At 41.2% G+C, this 18,516-nt stretch carries 14 protein-coding genes; 7 read left to right on the forward strand and 7 right to left on the reverse strand.

Annotated elements, in window-relative coordinates:
* Positions 1 to 36 precede the first annotated feature (36 nt).
* From DWW23_RS02395 to DWW23_RS02405, 3 genes are all read right to left on the reverse strand, one after another.
* On the reverse strand, positions 37 to 441 hold the full coding sequence (locus tag DWW23_RS02395) for a DUF6249 domain-containing protein (RefSeq protein WP_122351704.1): 405 nt from the start codon (positions 439 to 441) through the stop codon (positions 37 to 39).
* A 163-nt stretch (positions 442 to 604) separates the two neighbouring features.
* The gene (locus DWW23_RS02400; protein WP_122351705.1) at positions 605 to 4,534 is read right to left on the reverse strand and encodes a C10 family peptidase; all 3,930 of its coding nucleotides are present in this window, start codon (positions 4,532 to 4,534) and stop codon (positions 605 to 607) included.
* A 153-nt stretch (positions 4,535 to 4,687) separates the two neighbouring features.
* On the reverse strand, positions 4,688 to 5,464 hold the full coding sequence (locus tag DWW23_RS02405) for a DUF4469 domain-containing protein (RefSeq protein ID WP_122351706.1): 777 nt from the start codon (positions 5,462 to 5,464) through the stop codon (positions 4,688 to 4,690).
* A gap of 378 nt (positions 5,465 to 5,842) precedes the next feature.
* Between DWW23_RS02405 and DWW23_RS02410 the strand changes: the two genes are divergently transcribed.
* A complete protein-coding gene (locus DWW23_RS02410) occupies positions 5,843 to 6,400 on the forward strand; it encodes an RNA polymerase sigma factor (RefSeq protein WP_122351707.1) in 558 nt (185 codons plus the stop codon).
* A 2-nt stretch (positions 6,401 to 6,402) separates the two neighbouring features.
* Complete coding sequence (locus DWW23_RS02415) at positions 6,403 to 6,768, forward strand: hypothetical protein (protein ID WP_122351708.1); 366 nt, start codon at positions 6,403 to 6,405, stop codon at positions 6,766 to 6,768.
* Here DWW23_RS02415 and DWW23_RS02420 read toward each other — a convergent pair.
* The 3 genes from DWW23_RS02420 to DWW23_RS02430 all read right to left on the reverse strand — a co-directional run bounded on the left by DWW23_RS02420 (position 6,740) and on the right by DWW23_RS02430 (position 13,045).
* On the reverse strand, positions 6,740 to 8,842 hold the full coding sequence (locus tag DWW23_RS02420; protein WP_122351709.1) for a HAMP domain-containing sensor histidine kinase: 2,103 nt from the start codon (positions 8,840 to 8,842) through the stop codon (positions 6,740 to 6,742). The genes DWW23_RS02415 and DWW23_RS02420 overlap by 29 nt on opposite strands.
* 7 nt (positions 8,843 to 8,849) lie before the next feature.
* Positions 8,850 to 10,952: an ATP-binding protein gene (locus DWW23_RS02425; protein WP_233564247.1), complete on the reverse strand. Its 2,103-nt coding sequence runs from the start codon at positions 10,950 to 10,952 to the stop codon at positions 8,850 to 8,852.
* A gap of 137 nt (positions 10,953 to 11,089) precedes the next feature.
* On the reverse strand, positions 11,090 to 13,045 hold the full coding sequence (locus DWW23_RS02430; protein ID WP_158583149.1) for a HAMP domain-containing sensor histidine kinase: 1,956 nt from the start codon (positions 13,043 to 13,045) through the stop codon (positions 11,090 to 11,092).
* 401 nt (positions 13,046 to 13,446) lie between these two features.
* Between DWW23_RS02430 and rpsA the strand changes: the two genes are divergently transcribed.
* On the forward strand, positions 13,447 to 15,240 hold the full coding sequence (gene rpsA, locus DWW23_RS02435; protein ID WP_122351711.1) for a 30S ribosomal protein S1: 1,794 nt from the start codon (positions 13,447 to 13,449) through the stop codon (positions 15,238 to 15,240).
* A 197-nt stretch (positions 15,241 to 15,437) separates the two neighbouring features.
* Positions 15,438 to 15,827, forward strand: a complete 390-nt coding sequence (locus tag DWW23_RS02440) for a response regulator (RefSeq protein ID WP_122351712.1) — start codon at positions 15,438 to 15,440, stop codon at positions 15,825 to 15,827.
* A 76-nt stretch (positions 15,828 to 15,903) separates the two neighbouring features.
* Here the strand turns inward: DWW23_RS02440 and DWW23_RS02445 are convergent, their stop codons facing one another.
* Positions 15,904 to 16,173, reverse strand: coding sequence for a hypothetical protein (locus DWW23_RS02445; protein ID WP_122351713.1), 270 nt, complete (start codon positions 16,171 to 16,173; stop codon positions 15,904 to 15,906).
* Between the two features lie 447 nt (positions 16,174 to 16,620).
* On the opposite strand from DWW23_RS02445, the gene DWW23_RS02450 reads away from it, so the two are divergent.
* The 3 genes from DWW23_RS02450 (at position 16,621) to DWW23_RS02460 (ending at position 18,489) form a co-directional block, all read left to right on the forward strand.
* Positions 16,621 to 17,511 carry a helix-turn-helix domain-containing protein gene (locus DWW23_RS02450; protein WP_122351714.1) on the forward strand — a complete coding sequence of 297 codons (891 nt, stop codon included), beginning with the start codon at positions 16,621 to 16,623 and terminating at the stop codon, positions 17,509 to 17,511.
* A gap of 31 nt (positions 17,512 to 17,542) precedes the next feature.
* A complete protein-coding gene (locus DWW23_RS02455) occupies positions 17,543 to 17,821 on the forward strand; it encodes an HU family DNA-binding protein (RefSeq protein ID WP_122351715.1) in 279 nt (92 codons plus the stop codon).
* 104 nt (positions 17,822 to 17,925) lie between these two features.
* Complete coding sequence (locus DWW23_RS02460) at positions 17,926 to 18,489, forward strand: RNA polymerase sigma-70 factor (RefSeq protein ID WP_122351716.1); 564 nt, start codon at positions 17,926 to 17,928, stop codon at positions 18,487 to 18,489.
* Positions 18,490 to 18,516 lie beyond the last annotated feature (27 nt).

Consider the following 18,516-nt stretch of genomic DNA (forward strand, 5'->3'; position numbering starts at 1 on the left):
ATAACCCCACCCTTATCTAACACACAACTCTCCAAACTATTTATTTTTCTCTTTTGATAGTTTCAATTCAATAATAAAAGCAACAATCAGTCCGATTCCACCAAACAACAAAACCGATGCGCCATATACCGTACTGATTAATTCGCGCCGTCCCCAATTATCAAGATTAAAGTCCGTAAGCGACACAGAGATAATAAATCCGACCAGCAATCCCAATCCGATACCGGCCAGTAAACATCCGGCTTTCAAAGAACTGAAAGAGAAATTAGTACTCAAACGAGGTAAACCTATTTTAGCATCGAAAGCTGAAGGTTCCAGTTTATCCCCGATCTTCTCAATAATAGCCAACCGTTCTTTTTTACGTACAAACAATTCAAATAAACCGTAAATACCTGCACAAACTATTCCGACGATCAGCGGAACCATTATAAAATCCATCATAACTGTAATTTTTTAGTTGTTAATTAATCTCGTTTATTAGTTTGACGCAGTATCTCAGAAAAGGTTACAGTCCGGGAAGAAAAAACAAATATATATTCATTAAAACATTCCCTTCACACCAGATTGAGCCCGACACTAATCATCATAATTATATCACTATTCGTCAGATTATTATGATTTGTTTTTTTATAAATTGTTTATGATTCACACCACTAATAATCACTACGTATGCTTTTCGAGGCAAACGAATCTTCTCATATCCATCCACTATTTTATTCCAGACACATTTACCCGACAGATCATAAATATTTACAGCGACAGCCCTTGTTGAAGATATATATATGAAACCGTTACTTCCATATAATATATTTTCATTTTCCCTAACACCAGTAATATCTGTTGCCGTATCGGAAGTTTTTACTTCGATTGTGTTCTGTGAAAGTATAATAGGTGTTTCGAAAAAGCCTTCCCGTATAGCCGACGATTCTATATAGTAAGTATGCCCCGGCAATAACCCCTTTATATTGAATGAAAAAGCAGATGAACGTAGCTGTTGGCCATTAGCATCGAATTTATATTCAACTTTAAGCTTGGTCTTTTCTGCATTTTCATATACTTTTAAGATATAGCCAGTGGCCTGATCGAACCTATTCCAAACAACGGTCGTCGCACTATCGGTCACTTCATTAATGACAGGCTCTATAACTTCACCTTCCACCATTATTCCACCGAAATTCTTCCAACCTTCAGCCTGGGCATAACGGTCTTTCGAACCATTCGGAACATACAGGATACAGTCATAAATAAAAGAACTACTGGCCTGTTCCTCCATTGTTGCATAAAAAAACAATAGAGGGAATGCAGCCGGCTCCGAATTCTGGCAATGGATAGATTTTAATGAACCGCTACAACCGGCAAAGGCACGTTCCCCTATTATGTTCAGACCAGAAGGGAAAGTGATAGATGTCAGGTTCCAGCAATTGGCAAACGCCTCGGTTCCGATACCTGTTACCCGATAGATTTCATTGTTTAATTCTATCGTTTCCGGGATAACACATTCAGTAACAGTCCATGCACCAGGGGAAGGAGCATTAGGAGCAGTTACCCAGACAACATTTTTGCCTGCTATCTGATATTTCAACACACCATTTATAATTTCGGAGGATTGCTTAGTTACAAAATGAACTTCATACGTAATAGAAGTGATACCATCTCCTGCCACAACTCTTACCTTAGCCGTTGCTTTTCCACCAGAAAGAGAAGCATTTGTTATCTCGACAGTTGCTTCGCCTTGTTTTGGCACTGCATTCAGACTTATTTCCGTCCTGTCCGGAGTATAGTCGGGAAGTTCAATGGTATATGACAATTCATCCTGCATCAGCTGAATACTGAAAACCGTTCCTCCGACATTATAAGAAAGAAATTGCAAGGAGGCATCAGCCTGAGTATCCGGCTCTATAACTTCACCTTCCACCTTTATTTCACCGAAATTCTTCCAACCTTCAGCTTGGGCATAACGGCTTTTTGAATCTTCCGGAACATAAAGGATACAGTCATAAATAGAAGAATGATTGACCTGTTCCTCCATTGTTGCATAAAAAAACAATGACGGGAATGCCGCCGGTTCCGGATTCTGGCAATGGATAGATTTTAAAGATTCGCTACAACCCGCAAAGGCACGTTCTCCTATTGTATTCAGGCCGGAAGGGAAAGTGACGGATGCCAGGTTCCGGCAATTGGCAAACGCCTCGGAACCAATAGCGGTTACCCGATAGATTTCATTGTTTAATTCTATCGTTTCCGGGATAACGCATTCAGTTACAGTCCACGCGTCAGGGGAAGGAGCATCGGGAGCAATTACACAGACAGCATTTTCACCTGTTATCAGATATTTTAATACGCCATTTATGATTTCGGAGGATTGCTTAGTTACAAAATGAACTTCGTAAGTAATAGAGGTGATGCCATCTCCTGCCACAACTTTTACCTTAGCCGTCGCTTTTCCATCGGAAAGAGAAGTATTTGTTATCTCGACAGTTGCTTCGCTTTGTTTTGGCACGGCATTCAGACTTATTTCTGTTCTGTCCGGAGTATTATCGGGAAGTTCAATGGCATACGACCATTCATCCTGCATCAGCTGAATGCTGTAAACAACCCCGCCAACATCATAAGAAAGAAATTGCAGGGAAGCATCATCCTGAGTATCCAATTGAATACCCTCTGCTGCGATCCAGATATTCCCGGTTACGCAAGGTATGGTTATTTTAGCCGTTTGTGCATCCGGAAGATCCAGGATATAATAATGATTACTATGAATTTCATCAGATAACGCATATCCCTCCATGTCTATACGCGCCATTTGTATCGATAGACGGTCTTTAGCCGGGAGTTTATAGCCGGGGTTGGCACTAAGGGTCAATGTCAAAGGCTGGTTATATTCCACTTTATCAGGTATATCCAGTTTTAACCCGCCTCCCCGGCAATCCAATTCCACCTTATAAGAAATCGAACCTTCGGCAACAGGACCTTGCCAAGATAACCTTGAAGCGATATCCGGCGTAAGTCCCTGAAGCAGCTTCCAATCTTTACCATCGCTCGAATAAGCTGCCATTACATAATAGCCGGCAGGAAGCGGCTCCGTGAAACGAAGCAGACAAGGGTAATCGACCGTTTGATCACTTTCAATGCCAACACTGATAGGCTCATTCTGTTCCTGTAAAAATTTTTTGATTGAGTTATCTTTTCCATCGACAATGACGAAATTGGCATATCCTTTAAAAGGGATATTCCCTTTATTAGCATACGTGAAATATGCTATTACGGGCTGATTAATTGTAAAAGGAAGGTAGGCACATTGAACCGACTGTCCTAAATACAGATCGGCAACGTTTTCACTCTCATCATCCGGCTTTATGTTTATAATCATTCCTTGCCGTTGGCTGTATCCTTTATTATCCCCATAAGGGTCTAAGGTTGTCAACAGGAAATAACCATTCAGGTACCCCTCCCATCCCCAGTTTATATGGAAAAGGTCTCCGTCTGCATAACCATCACAAACAAAGGCATGACCTTTCCCATTAAAAGGATCGACCATTTCCTCCGTCTGCCCGTCATACAAGACAAGCCTGTTATTATCAAGTTCCCCTCTCAGTATGTTCATCCAGTCAGTCCAGGAATAAGCGTCGCTGCCTGCCGGAGAAAGCTTCGATATATAACGGACTTGCTTGCTATACCCAAAAACATTCTGCAAAGAAACTGCGCAGGATGCCAAACTCGCAGAACTTTCCTCCACCCCGTAGGCCATGCCGACATTTGCGCCGCAATGCCATATCAGATTTGCCATGCAGTCGGCCTGATAACCCGTATAATACGCGGACAATCCCGGTCGCTGTTCTTTGTATTCCGGTAATATATTATCCCAATCATACGCATCATAAACAATCGGAATATTCATATAAGAGGAAACTCCGCCTACAGCACGTTTCGGGTATTGATAATATTGCATTATAATGGCTTGTGCCGTAGCAACACAACCGGTCATGGTTTGTTTGCCGTTTATTGCCGGACATTTCCGGTTGAAAGGATCATCCTGCCCCCATTCAGCCGTCTTCAAAATAACTTTTGAAGTTATACCTACTGAATTTCGTAACAATGAGTCCCATTCTTCTCTTACTGCGACAGTCGCTCGGATATTCTTTTCCACAGCATACTTAACTTCAGATTGATAGTGTTTCAACCAAATATTCATATTGTCTGGTACGTCAATCGGATCGAAATGTCCTTTTGTGGCATACCCCAACACAGGGCGAACTCGATTTTCTCCGGCAACGATAATAAATCCTGCATCATTTCCGGCATTAAATACATAGAAGTCAGCATCACCCTGACCTGCGCCATTACGCAAACCGGATTTTCCATTCTCAGAATAAGCGACATAAGCTAGAGAGAGTTTCTCCGGACCGGAAGACCGTAAAGAAGCATTCCCTTCCATGACATTCTCTGCCACTTGTTGCGCAGTCGTCAAATCAATACGCTCTGCCCTGAGCGATAACACATATACACTTGCGAATAGAAACAACAATAGTTTTCTCATAAGATAATAAATTTAAGAATTTGACATTTAGACAAGATATAGGATCGTCCTATATGAGTACATAGGGTAACCCTATATGAGTGGATAGGATGATCCTATAGCCCCACATAGGAAGAACCTACCCTCCCATATAGGATCATCCTTTATAAATATTTATTCGATTTCAGGACGATCGCCACCTCCGTCACCTACTGTGAGCAGATATGGAAAGCGATTCCGACGTACACTTTTCAGCGTTTGCTGGTTGCTACCTCCATATTGCGTTGCGACTTCCAAGTAATATGTACCATTAGCCAAAGCCGGAATAATAAAGGAAAAATAAGAAGGATCATTACGTGAAACAGATGTCATCGGGACAGATATTTCAGTTTTGTCCTCCGACTTTATAAAAAAGAATCCGGTAATATTCCCTTCTGTTCCAACGATCTTCACACGCTTGCCTTCTCCATTGAGAATATTCCCCGGGGTAAGTTTGCTGTTTATTTCCTGGGTAAAGACATCTGTTACTTTTGTGATAGTAGGTAATCCTTCTACTACTTCTCCAACAATAATGTTGATTCCATCCAGTTCTTTACGAAATTCCGTACGGGTTGAACAGCGAATATTCACTTTATTCTTGGCCGGATCAAATTTCGCCTTGGGTCCAATAAACGAACCTTCAACGCCCAGAGAGTTGTTCGCGAAACCAAACTCTACGGTAGAAGCAGAGTATAATTCTTCTTTAGCAACAGCAAATAAATCATTGTAGGCGCTCCGTAACTCGGATGCCGTAAACTTACTTTTACCGTTTGCAGCAATTTTACAAAGGTCATCAATGGTACGATTTGCCACGTAAGTAACATTGAAAGTGAAGTCATCTTCACGCTCTGTCAGCATGTTAGCCACCAAATTACCGGTGATGCCACGCATTTTAGGATCAGTTGTAGCCATAATTTTTTAATTTTAGCTTAGTTCGTTTAGAACTTGATTAAATAGATTGATTTTCAAATGTGAGTATATTCAAATGGTATTGAAATTCATATATAAAGACCGTTCATCAATTGAATTAGAATCAGAGTTATTTTCTATAGTGATACCTAAATAGTACCCTCAAGAACATAATAAAGTACCACCAGATACAGACTTTTCTCAAAGAAAGCATGAATATTAGGCCTTCGCAATACCCATATTTGTAGATATTTCCTACCTTTGTTCATATTATTAATCAAGTTCTAAACGAACTATGGTACTTTTTTCAATCTCATATTAATTCCAATTTTCTTATTAATAATTGTAACCTTTTTCACTATCTTGCGTCCATAAGGTAGGATGGAGTTGTATAGCGACGCATATTATATAGAAAGAATAGTAGCGGGAGATACAGGTTGTTTTGCCTGCCTTCTGGATAAATACAGCCGTCCGGTTCATTCGTTAATCCTTAAAATGGTTAGTAGCAAGGAAGACGCGGAAGAACTGGCGCAGGATGTATTTATGAAAGTATTTCGTAACTTGCCGTCGTTCAAGGCCGACTGCAGCTTCTCCACCTGGATATACCGTATTGCTTACAATACGGCCATATCGGAATTGCGTAAGAAGAAGCAGGAATTCGTTGCCATCGAAGAGTCACAGATCAGCAACGCATCGGAAGAAGCAGTCGGTGAACTGCTAGAGAATACATCCGTGACCGAGCAACTCGACAAACTGGATGCAGCCCTAACCCTGCTTCCACCGGATGAAAGAGCATTGATCCTGCTCTTTTATATGAAGGAAAAGACAGTGGACGAATTAACGGTCATTACCGGTTTCAGTGCATCCAACATCAAAGTGAAGCTGCACCGGATACGGAAAAAGTTATTTGTATTAATCAAAGGAATGGAGGAGAAATAAATATGGATGATACTAAAAAGAAACCGGATATACTGGAAAACCTGTTCAGGCAAATGCCGGAAGAAGAGTTGCCGGCTTCGTTCCGTCTGAACGTTATGCAACAGATTGCCCGTGAAACGATCAAAGTCAGAAAGCGTAACGAACGTCTCGGGCTGGCAGCCGTTATTGCTGCTTCGCTGGGGATGCTGGGGATGGCTGTCGCTGCTATTCTTTATTATATAGGAATGCCAGAAACAACAATGACGCCAATGGCATGGCCGAAGATCGATATCTCTGCCTTCAGTTTCTATTTCTATATCGGCATACTGACGCTTATACTCCTGTTCCTCGATTATAAATTCAGGAAGGCATATCGTAAGGATGAGTAAAGATGAAACGTGCACCTTCCTCATAATCCGGATCGATGGAAAGAACTCCTCCCAAGCGGTCTGCGATCAGGGTACAGATCGATAGTCCCAGACCGGCACCAGCTTTATAGTCGTCCAGTTTTTCGAAACGCCGGAATACGGCAGCCTGTTTCTCCTTCGGGATACCACAGCCGGTATCGGTTACGGCAATACGTACCTGCTTTCCTTCTTTATCTACTTTATACGACAGATTTATTTCACCTTCACTCGTGAATTTAGTCGAGTTGGTAAGCAGGTTTGTCAGGATCTGTTGCAAACGTAAGGTATCGGTATGCAGGATAACCGGAACAGTATCCGGAGTAAAAGTAAGCTTTACTCCCTCCGGAACCCTGTGACGGATACTATCCAGGGCACTCTGGCAACACTCCTGTAATGAGTAGTCACCAAATTTAAAATTCAGGTCGCCTGTTTCCATCCGCGACAGGTCCAGTACATCATTTACCAGGTTCAGTAACTGTTCGGTGTTATTATGGACCACAGAAGCATACTCCCCCCGTTCTTCCGGATCAGACGATTCATCGACCAGCAAGCCGGAGAAACCGACAATAGCATTCAAAGGTGTACGTATCTCATGACTCATATTCGCAACAAAAGCACTTTTCATGCGGCTGGCTTCCTCTGCTTTCACTTTCTCACATTTCAGATTATTCTGCGATTCCAGCAGGTTTTGTTTTTCTACCAGTAATTCGTTCTTCAGGCGGCGGGCACGTTGATAATACCTGAAAAGTATATATATAAGAATTAATAAAAGGAATGCTACAACCGTAAAGAACAGGAGCAGATGCTGTTTCTGTTCCATACGATCGTTATTTACTTTCATTTCATGTTTTTGTTCCTCCTGCCCGTTCAACTCGTGTAACGTCCGGAGCTGGTTGATCTGACGGAAGAAAGTTTCCTTATTCCGTTCCGATACCATTCCGTACAATTTATCATATAAAACCAATGCTTCTTTCAATTTACCTTCCTCCTGAAGGATATCCGCTTTGAACTGCAGGTCGGCAATGATACATTCCGTCTCGAACACCTTGTCGATCAATTTTATAGCCATAGGCAGATCTCCGATCTCTTTATAATAATGGGCCTGGGCTGCCAGATAAGTATTCAGCACGTAATCGTCCTCCGTCAGATTATTCCCGACATATTTTGCCGCCTCGCTCAATGCCCGCTTCGCCTTGTCCGGCTGATGTTCCCGGATATAGAAGTCTGCATAAAAACAATAAAGGAGCCAGTAGTCTCTTCCTATTTTATACACTGCCCCGGTACGTTCACTCACCTCGGCGATCTCTTCGATCGCTTTCTTATAATGAGCTAGTATCTCTTCCGTCTGTTCAGAAGGAGATACACGGATCGCACATTCAGACTGATAAGAACTCAGGCGTACCTTTGTTTCCGCTTTTACCATCTCCGGACAATTTACTTTTTCATTTAAATCGAGACCTTCCTGAAAAGCGACTATGGCATCGCTGTCACGCCGGATCGCCTGATAAATCAATCCCAAGCTTTCCGTACAACGAAGCAGGCCATACGAATGTTTGAGTTCACTTGCCAGACGGTATTCGTTCTTTGCCTCATTCAGAGCCATTTCATAATCGCGGGCCCACAACAATGTCTGGCACGAATAGCTTTTGAAATCAAACAATACATCTGGATATTCATTGTGTTGCTTGCTGACCGAGTCGATCTTAGTCCCCCAATAGAGCAGACTATCCCGGTTATTTTCATTGTAATAATATTGTAACAACTTCATCAATGTCACATAGATGGCAGGAACAGAATCTATCCGGACCGCTTCCCGATAACAACGTTCAAGCCACACAACACTCTCCTCTTTTTGTTCATTCAAATCGGCCAGACGAAGCAGAACAGGAATGATTACTCTTGCATCGGTACTCTGCGATAAAACGGATCGCATACTATCCGTTTCATGTGCAACCTGATCATCCGAAGCTCCCACAGACAGAGACAATAACAACAGGCCACACAAAAACAGTATAGCTAACAAACTTTTATTCCGATACCCATTCTTATCTTTCATTCTCTATTCAATTAGATGGGGGCTCTTTTGTAATCTGCAAATTACAGGGATGAATAAAAACAAAACGAGCTCCCTTCGTATAAGTTGAATCGATATATAGTGAACCACCCAGATGCGTAGCCACCAGCCGGCAGATAGGCAGTCCTAAACCTGTGCCCTGTTCAAATTCATTCAGTTTCTCAAAACGTTCGAATATTTGAATGTGCATATCGACCGGGATACCGCAACCGGTATCGGTCACGATAAAGCGGACAAGATCATTTTCCGTATCTGCCTCGAAAGTCAGATTCACTTCTCCCTTATGGGTAAACTTGATTGCATTGGACAGGAGATGCTTCAGTAGCTGGTGCATACGGAACCGGTCGGTATTCATCAGGAAAGAATCGACCGAAGGCGTGAAAGTCAGTTTCACTTCCGGTCGAGGCATATTTTCAAAACCCGACAATATCTCACGACAAAGCATCACGGCATCCCATTCCCTGATCGTGAAACTATAATTTCCGGATTCCAGGCGAGACAGTTCGAGTACATCGTTTATCAGGTTCATCAATAACTCCGAGCTATGGTTGATAGTCGATGCAAAAGCAACCTTATCTTCTTCCTTAAAAGAGTCATCTACCAACAATTCGGAGAAACCTACAATCGCGTTAAGAGGTGTACGTATCTCATGGCTGATATTCGAAAGGAATATGGTTTTCAGGCGATTTGCCTCCACTGCTTTTTCCTTCATCAGACGCAGTTGCCGTTCGGATTCAAGTAATGAGTCTTTTTCGGACAACAGTTCATTTTTCAGGCGGCGTGTCCGGCTATAGAAATGGTACAATACCAAAAACAGGATCAACAGAACAAAGACCGTTCCCAGAATATGGATCAACTGGCGCTGTTTGGCTGCTATCTGTGTATTCTGATAAGCAAGTTCACGGAGCTGTTTCTCACTATCGTTCAGATCGTTCAGGAAACGAAGCTGAGTGATCTGGCGGTTGAATGCTTCATTATTGATGGAAGCATTCATTTTGAGCATCTTTTTATATACCCGGATAGCCTCCTGATACTGCCCGCAATCACGAAGAAGCTGCATTTTCAAGTTCATCATATCCAGGTCGTCTTCCAAGGCCAATGCTTTATCGATGGCAGATAATGCTTTCTGCTTATTCCCCGCTTTCACATAATAAAGGGCTTCAGACTGGTAATAAGCATATTTCACGAAGCCACTCAGTGAATCGCTGATAAAAACGGAAGCCTTTTCCAGATAATCATGCGCTTTCATTAATTGACCGCTACGAGTATAAAGATCAGAATATTTTGAATAAAGCAAGCATCTGTAATAAAGAGCGGGAAAAACATAATTTTTCTTCTTATAATCCAGTTCTATCGTATCCAATAAGTTTTCATAACGTATCAACAGTTCCTCCGAGTCATCCAACAGATTGAGCCGAAGAGTCGAAACAACCATATCCGACAGGAATTGCAATTCCAGCATCTGCATGTCCACATTCTTGTCCAACCACCCCAACCCTTTGCGGAAAGCGACTACGGCATTACTATCCTGTCCTACGACCTGATAGATCAAAGCCAGATTGTAATTACCTCTTGCCTGTCCATATATCTGTGATTCCCTGTCCGCCAGGTTGATCTGCCGGATAGCTTCGTTCATTGCCAGTTCATAATCCTCTGCCCACAGATAATCCTGACATACCAGACTACCGGCCGTGAACAAGGCATCGGGACATTCTTTACGCTGCCGGGAAATCGTATCGATCATGGCATACCAATAAAGCATGCTGTCCCGCATATCCCGGTTATAATAGAAACGGCTCAACTCTGCCATCGTATTATAAGCTATCTGAAAAGAGTCAAGCTGCATGGCTATGTCTACTATCTCCTTATCCAAAAGTGCTTCGACCTTCTGCTGCCGGTTCATAGCGACCTGTTCTCTCAAAAGAGCCAGTTTCTCACCAGGCGTCTTTATTTCTTGCAATATACTAGACAGACTATCCGTACGATCTCTTCTCTTTTCATTCTGAGAAGAAACGGATACAGCGTATAGTAAAAAGACAACAACACATGCGAACTTTATTCCCCTATATATATACAGACTATTCGTCTTCATGCATATTTTCCTCTGTGTCTGGCAAACTTACAAATAAATATCTGTAACGAATGACTTTTTTCAATGTTATTTAACGAAAGTCCTGTTGATTTTCAATAATTCATAAAACACTCCACCGGTAATCGAACGATACCTCATCAACAAGGATGGGTAAAAATAAACCGGGCACCCTGTGTATAAGCCGAATCCACCCGGATTGTCCCTCCCAGCGCATTGGCGATAGCCTGGCAAATGGAAAGTCCCAGACCGGTACCTTGTTTATACTCGTCCACCTTTTCAAAGCGTTTAAATATCTGTGTAATTTTATCCTGTGGTATGCCACAACCGGTATCTGTAACGATTATATCAACTTTGTTTTCTTTACTATCGATGTGGAATGAAAGGTTTATTTCTCCTGCTTCCGTGAATTTCGCGGCATTCACCAACAAATTCACCAATAATTGTTGCAACCGCAACGGGTCTGTGTTTAACAGGAAAGAAGGTGTTTCCGGAGTAAAGGTAAGTGAAACACCGTCAACAATCCGGTGCCGGATCGTATCCATAGCGTTCCGGCAGCAATCGACCAGTTCGACCGTACGAATTGTAAAACTCAGGTTCCCGGCCTCGATCTGCGAAAGGCATAAGACATCGTTCACCAGGTTCAGCAACAATTCAGTGTTATTACTGATAATAGAAGAGAACTCAGTCTTTTCATCCTCAGTGCAGGCTGGATCGGATAATAGGCTGGCAAAACCGACAATTGCATTCAGGGGAGTACGTACTTCATGGCTGATATTGGCAATAAAGGTTGTTTTCGCCTGACTTGCCTCTTCCGCTTTATCTTTCGCTATACGCAGATTCTTTTCCGATTCGATCAATGCCTCCTTCTCTTTCTGCAATTCATTTTTTAACCGGCGGGTACGGCGCAGAGAGAAATAAAGGATATATAAGATCAACAGCAGAATGACGGAAACCGACATAGAGATGATCAACTGATGTTCTTTTATATTCACATTCATCTGACTGATCTCCAATTCCTTTTTCTGCATTTCCTTGTCATTCAGATCATACAGCGTTCTGAGCTGGTTGATCTGACGGGTAAAGGCTTCATTATTGATCTTGGACGTCTCCGAGATAACGTCTTTATAGGCTAGGATCGCACTTTGGGCGTCTCCCGATTCCGATAAGATATCTGCTTTCAGTTGCAGGCAATCAGGCGTTTTCCAGCTTTTCAGCAATTCATTGATATAAGTTAGTGCTGCAGCATAATTACCGGTCTCTTTATTATAACGTGCCTGTATATACAAATAGGCGAACACGGCATAATCATTACTTATCGTTTCTTTACCGACATAGGAAGTTGCACAGGCAATAGACTTCTTCGCCTTTTCCATCTCTTTCCTTTTCAGATAAAGTTCGGCATAAAAAGAGTGCATGATCCAACGGTAACGATCTACCGGATAGATCGAGCCGGTGATCTTGTTCACCTTGTCCTGCCTGTCCAGCAAATCTTTATACCTGGTAAGCAACACTTCCGCACTGTCCAGTTTATTGATGCGCAATAAAGATTCCAGTTGATAAGAAACCAGGCGAATGCTGAAGGTCAGTTTCTCTCCCTCCTCTTCCTGTTTATCGAGTGCCGCTTGAAAAACGGCTATGGCATCACTGTCACGCCGGATGGCCTGGTAAATATGTCCCAGATTCTCACCGCAACGGATCTGTCCGTAGGTGTTATTCTTGCTGCATGCCAGATTATAAAGCCGGATAGCCTCGTTCATTGCCAGTTCGTAATTCTCCATCCATAAATGATCCAGGCAAACATAACTGTAGGCTTCGAACAACCCGTCGGATAGTTCTTTCCTGCTTTTACCGATCGAATCGATATATTTGGCCCAGTAGACTACGCTGTCCGATTTATTGTCATCATAATAATAACGGGAAAGATGGGCGGCAGTGGTATATACGACCTGTACGGAATCTACTCGGTTACTAATATCCAGCAATTGATGCAGATAACCCACTTCTTCCGGTTTCTGCCGGTACAGGTTGGATAATTCCTGTAATGTCTTAATGGCAACATCCGGGGCAGGGGCTTTGGAAAGTATTGTTTTCAAACTGTCCAAGCGAGTAGTGCGATTGGCAGCTGCAGACTTTATACATATAAATATACAAAGTATACAAAAGAGACAGAGAGTACTCTGCTTTAGTTGGCGGCGAAAACGACCTTTATACATAAATGTAGTGTATGTAATAAGGCGCAAAGATAATCGTTTTTGCGAAACTAATTAATAATCAACGTATCCTATTCAATAAAAAGCAAAAAAACAGATACGGGATATCTATACGGATAAACTTTATACCAGTCAAAGAATACAAGAGGTATAAAAACGTATTTTCAGGAGTAAAACTATTGTCTATCAGAAAAAAAGCGTTACCTTTGCCCCGATTTTTGAGATATGACAACATAATGTCTAACTTACTAATTAAAACAAACTTAAGTATTAACAATTAGAGAATGGAAAATTTAAAGAACATTCAGCCGGTTGAAGATTTCAACTGGGACTCCTATGAAATGGGAGAAACTTACGGTGACGTAAGCAAGGACGACCTTGTAAAAACGTATGACGAAACCCTGAACACTGTAAAGGATAAGGAAGTCGTTATGGGAACCGTTACTGCAATGAACAAACGTGAAGTTGTAGTGAACATCGGTTTCAAATCAGACGGTGTTGTATCAATGGCGGAATTCCGTTACAATCCGGATCTGAAAATTGGTGACGAAGTAGAAGTATACATCGAAAACCAGGAAGACAAAAAAGGACAGCTGATCCTTTCTCACAAGAAAGCTCGCGCTACACGTTCTTGGGATCGTGTTAACGAAGCTCTTGAAAAAGACGAAATTATTAAAGGTTACATCAAATGTCGTACTAAGGGCGGTATGATCGTTGACGTATTCGGTATCGAAGCATTCTTACCGGGTTCTCAGATCGACGTTAAACCGATCCGCGATTATGATGTATTCGTAGGAAAGACAATGGAATTCAAGATCGTGAAGATCAACCAGGAATTCAAAAACGTTGTTGTATCTCACAAGGCTCTTATCGAAGCAGAGCTTGAAGCACAGAAGAAAGACATTATCTCTAAACTGGAAAAAGGACAGGTACTGGAAGGAACTGTTAAGAACATCACTTCTTACGGTGTATTCATCGACCTGGGTGGCGTAGACGGTTTGATCCACATCACAGACCTTTCTTGGGGCCGTGTTTCTCATCCGGAAGAAATCGTTCAGCTTGATCAGAAGATCAACGTTGTTATCCTTGATTTCGACGATGAAAAGAAACGTATCGCTCTGGGCTTGAAACAGCTGACTCCTCATCCTTGGGATGCTTTGGATACTAACCTGAAAGTTGGTGACAAAGTAAAAGGTAAAGTGGTTGTTATGGCTGACTACGGTGCATTCATCGAAATCGCTCCGGGCGTAGAAGGTTTGATCCACGTATCAGAAATGAGCTGGACTCAGCACCTGCGTTCTGCTCAGGACTTCATGAAGGTTGGTGACGAAATCGAAGCAGTTATCCTGACTTTGGATCGTGACGAACGTAAGATGTCTCTGGGTATCAAACAGCTGAAAGCTGACCCATGGGAAGATATCGAATCTCGCTTCCCGGTTGGTTCACGCCACACTGCAAAAGTACGTAACTTCACTAACTTCGGTGTATTCGTAGAAATCGAAGAAGGCGTAGACGGACTGATCCACATCTCTGACCTTTCTTGGACTAAGAAGATCAAACACCCGAGCGAATTCACTCAGATCGGTGCAGAAATCGAAGTTCAGGTTCTGGAAATCGACAAAGAAAACCGTCGTTTGAGCTTAGGCCACAAACAGCTGGAAGAAAATCCTTGGGATGTATTTGAAACTATCTTTACAGTAGGTTCAATCCACGAAGGAACAATCATCGAAGTTCTTGACAAAGGTGCTGTAGTTTCTCTGCCTTACGGTGTAGAAGGTTTCGCAACTCCGAAACACCTGGTAAAAGAAGACGGTTCTCAGGCTGCTGTTGACGAAAAACTGCAGTTCAAGGTAATCGAATTCAACAAAGAAGCAAAACGTATCATCCTTTCTCACAGCCGTATCTTCGAAGATGAACAGAAGGGCGCTAAGAAAGATGCTCCTGCAGGTGACAAAAAGCCGGCTGCAAGACGCAACAAAAACGAAGAGTCTGCAATGGTAACCGGTCCGGTTGAAAAAACTACACTGGGTGACATTGAAGAACTAGCCGCTTTGAAAGAAAAACTTTCAGGCAAATAATCAGATCAAACTGATAACAAATATAAAAGGAGCTGTTTTCGAAAACAGCTCCTTTTTCTTTATAACTACCCCAATACAACCCATCTTTGCTAAAAACGTATGCGTTTGTTGATTTTCATATAATATTTAGTCCTCATAAGCTTGCGTAATTTAAATTAAATACAGAACTTTGTTGGTGTTACTCCAATAATAAGATCATGGAAGAAAATATAAAGCACAAAAACATAACAATTCTCATCGCAGAAGATGAAGAAAGCAATTTCTTATTGCTTCAAACCATACTGAAAAGACAATGCAAAGTTCTCCATGCAATGACCGGAAAGGAATTGTTGGAGATTTACAAGAAAGAACATGCGGACTTGATTCTCATGGACATTAAAATGCCGGAAATGAACGGGATAGATGCCTTGAAAGAAATCAGGAAGTTCGATAAGGACATACCTATTATCATGCAATCGGCCTATGCCTTTGAAAATGATATGGAAGCGGCACGTCAGGCCGGAAGTAATGAGTTTATGACCAAACCTATCAACATCAAAGAATTCAAGTCGATGATCACTCGCTTCCTACCGGAATTGACATGGTAAATACATTTCAAATACACAATAAAAAAGGAGATGCTTTTCTAAAAAGTATCTCCTTCTATTTTAAATAAACTGTTACTTACTCATTTGCAGCTTCTGCCTTTTCGCATTCGGCTGCCTGTTCTTGTGCACCATAATAAGCGCAATCTTCACCGATCCCTATCAGTTGATTTATTTCATGTCTTTTATCCAAATCTGTAAAATATGCTTCTACTACTTTGTAGATGTCAAAACCGCCAGTCGATCCAGCTGCCAGATTTAATGACTCTACCATTTTTTTTGCTGCACTATGAATTTCTTTCTTGTCAATAAGATGCAGCTCATTGCTGTGAATCAGATTTTTTCCCATGATGTTTGACTTTAAAGTTATACTTGCTTTTTATTAATAACTATTGAACTAACAAGTAAGTTGTACTTGCTGTTTCTTTACAGCTTTAAATATACAAACATCTTCTTATTTACATGCAATTTCATGCCTTTAATTTCAAACTTTCGCTAATTTATACCGAAATGCAGATCTCTTCCATATTTTTTCGCCAGGAATAAGGTACAGAATCCACATGGCAATCATAAAGAAGAAAATAGTAGCCTTCATGATAAACAACAACATTTTTTATGATATTGCCAATGAACAAAATCAGGTTAATCACGGTTTATACTGTTCATCAGAGCACTCTCTGTAAAAAAAAATGTCAATATACGTACCATATTTCTTCATTGTCATACCATAATTCCACAATCCAAATATCATAAGGAACGATGTTTTAATTTTATACACAAATATAATTATAGGGTGATGTCTTTAAATGAAAACAAATTATATGTAGGAAATAATGACACCAATAATTCTATAAAAAATGATTTAATTATCTATGAGAATGTCAAACAAGTTCCTATAACTCCGTATCCATCATATATAGAAAACGGAATAGTCATGTTATGTTCCGAAGGATATGCTACATTTAAAGTGTACAATTATGAACATGTTCTGGGAAAAAATGAATTGGCTATTTTTCTTCCCGGACAGCTTTTATCGATCAATGCTATAAGCGATGATTTCACCATAAGTGCATTTTCAATCTCTCAGTCGTTATTCAATGACGTACTGAGCGGTATCCACAGATTTTCACCTCACTTCTTCTTTTATATGCGAAGTCATTTTCATTATCCTTTAACAGATAGTGATTGTTACAACTTTGGGAACTACTATAAAATGGTATATACGAAAGCCCAGTCACCGTCCAATCTGTATCCCAGGGAATCGGTAATCCATATACTCCGGATTCTCTTTCTGGACTTATATAATACATATAAGATCAGTTCACTTCCGCATATTCCGACTATGGATGCTCACAAAAAAGAAGTTGCAGATAAATTCTTTTATCTGATTATGAAGCATTATAAAGAAAATCGGGAAGTAGCATTCTACGCTAAAGAGCTATGCATTACTCCTAAGTATCTGACTACCGTTATTAAAACGGTCAGCGGCAAGTCGGCCAAAGACTGGATATTGGAATATATCATTCTGGAGATCAAAGCGCTGCTAAGAGACTCAACGCTAAATATTCAGCAGATTGTAATAAAGACCAATTTCGCAAACCAGTCGTCTTTAGGAAGGTTCTTCCGCAAACATACAGGCATGTCTCCTTTGGAATACAGAAAGAGTATGATCGAAACAAATAAATAAACAAACATCTAATAACTAATAAAATAAAGCTATGAACAGAAGTCAGTTAATTAACGAATTAGCAGAAAAAACAACAGTAAGCAAACGGGATATAACAACTATACTTGATGCTTTCACCGAAATGGTTGCCGAAAAGACTAAAGCCGGTGATCGCGTATTTATCCCAGGATTCGGATCTTTCAAACCGCGTCTGCAAACAAGCCGTCCGGCAAGAAATCCGAGAAATGGCGATGTGATCCAACTTACACCGCGAACAATTGTACATTTCAAATGTGCCTCTCTCCTATTGGAGAAGATGAATAAAAAATAAATAAAAAAGGACTTATTTCAGAATAAGTCCTTTTTTTATTGCAGCAGGTCATACTTATTGATTAAAAAGTATCTTTGCAGCCACGGATCAGAGTAAAAAATCGCATGACAGAGCAAGAGATCAGAAAATATTTACGACAAATGCAGGAAGAAGATTCTCAAACAGCCTTGAGGAAGTTCTATGATCTATGCTTTGACCGTTTCTTTCGCATCGCTTACTATTATCTGAAAACAGAGGAATGGGCACAAGAAGTCGTTCTCGATGTATTCATGAAAATCTGGGAAAAGCGGGAATCTTTACGTACGATCGCAAATCTGGAAGATTATTTCTTTGTTACTGTAAAGAACGCGGCACTGAACTATCTGGAAAAAGAACAACGACGAAAGAACAGCACGGAAGAACTATCCGACACCGTGCCCGGTCAGGAATACTCGCCGGAAGAAACCCTGATCACCGAAGAACTTTTCTCCCATTATGTCAAAGCTTTGGACCGCTTACCGGAAAGGTGCCGGGAAATATTCATCCGGATAAGGGAAGAAAAACAATCCTATGCCCTGGTTGCCAAAGAATTAGGGATCAGTACCAATACCGTCGATGTTCAATTACAAAAAGCTGTCACCCGGCTACGGGATATCTTATCACGCTATTTGAATACAGACGAAGACTAAAACGAATCTTAACCTTTTTTCACCCAA

This window comes from Parabacteroides sp. AF14-59 (assembly GCF_003479515.1).
Lineage (GTDB): Bacteria > Bacteroidota > Bacteroidia > Bacteroidales > Tannerellaceae > Parabacteroides > Parabacteroides faecis.

What these genes read in the sequence shown, in the direction of transcription:
- DWW23_RS02405 (WP_122351706.1), bottom strand. Translation starts at nt 5,464, where the DNA reads ATGGCTACAACTGATCCTAAAATGCGTGGCATCACCGGTAATTTGGTG.
- DWW23_RS02445 (WP_122351713.1), bottom strand. Translation starts at nt 16,173, where the DNA reads ATGGGAAAAAATCTGATTCACAGCAATGAGCTGCATCTTATTGACAAG.
- DWW23_RS02420 (WP_122351709.1), bottom strand. Translation starts at nt 8,842, where the DNA reads ATGAAAGATAAGAATGGGTATCGGAATAAAAGTTTGTTAGCTATACTG.
- DWW23_RS02410 (WP_122351707.1), top strand. Translation starts at nt 5,843, where the DNA reads ATGGAGTTGTATAGCGACGCATATTATATAGAAAGAATAGTAGCGGGA.
- DWW23_RS02440 (WP_122351712.1), top strand. Translation starts at nt 15,438, where the DNA reads ATGGAAGAAAATATAAAGCACAAAAACATAACAATTCTCATCGCAGAA.
- DWW23_RS02400 (WP_122351705.1), bottom strand. Translation starts at nt 4,534, where the DNA reads ATGAGAAAACTATTGTTGTTTCTATTCGCAAGTGTATATGTGTTATCG.
- rpsA (WP_122351711.1), top strand. Translation starts at nt 13,447, where the DNA reads ATGGAAAATTTAAAGAACATTCAGCCGGTTGAAGATTTCAACTGGGAC.
- DWW23_RS02450 (WP_122351714.1), top strand. Translation starts at nt 16,621, where the DNA reads ATGTCTTTAAATGAAAACAAATTATATGTAGGAAATAATGACACCAAT.
- DWW23_RS02415 (WP_122351708.1), top strand. Translation starts at nt 6,403, where the DNA reads ATGGATGATACTAAAAAGAAACCGGATATACTGGAAAACCTGTTCAGG.
- DWW23_RS02395 (WP_122351704.1), bottom strand. Translation starts at nt 441, where the DNA reads ATGATGGATTTTATAATGGTTCCGCTGATCGTCGGAATAGTTTGTGCA.
- DWW23_RS02455 (WP_122351715.1), top strand. Translation starts at nt 17,543, where the DNA reads ATGAACAGAAGTCAGTTAATTAACGAATTAGCAGAAAAAACAACAGTA.
- DWW23_RS02460 (WP_122351716.1), top strand. Translation starts at nt 17,926, where the DNA reads ATGACAGAGCAAGAGATCAGAAAATATTTACGACAAATGCAGGAAGAA.
- DWW23_RS02425 (WP_233564247.1), bottom strand. Translation starts at nt 10,952, where the DNA reads ATGAAGACGAATAGTCTGTATATATATAGGGGAATAAAGTTCGCATGT.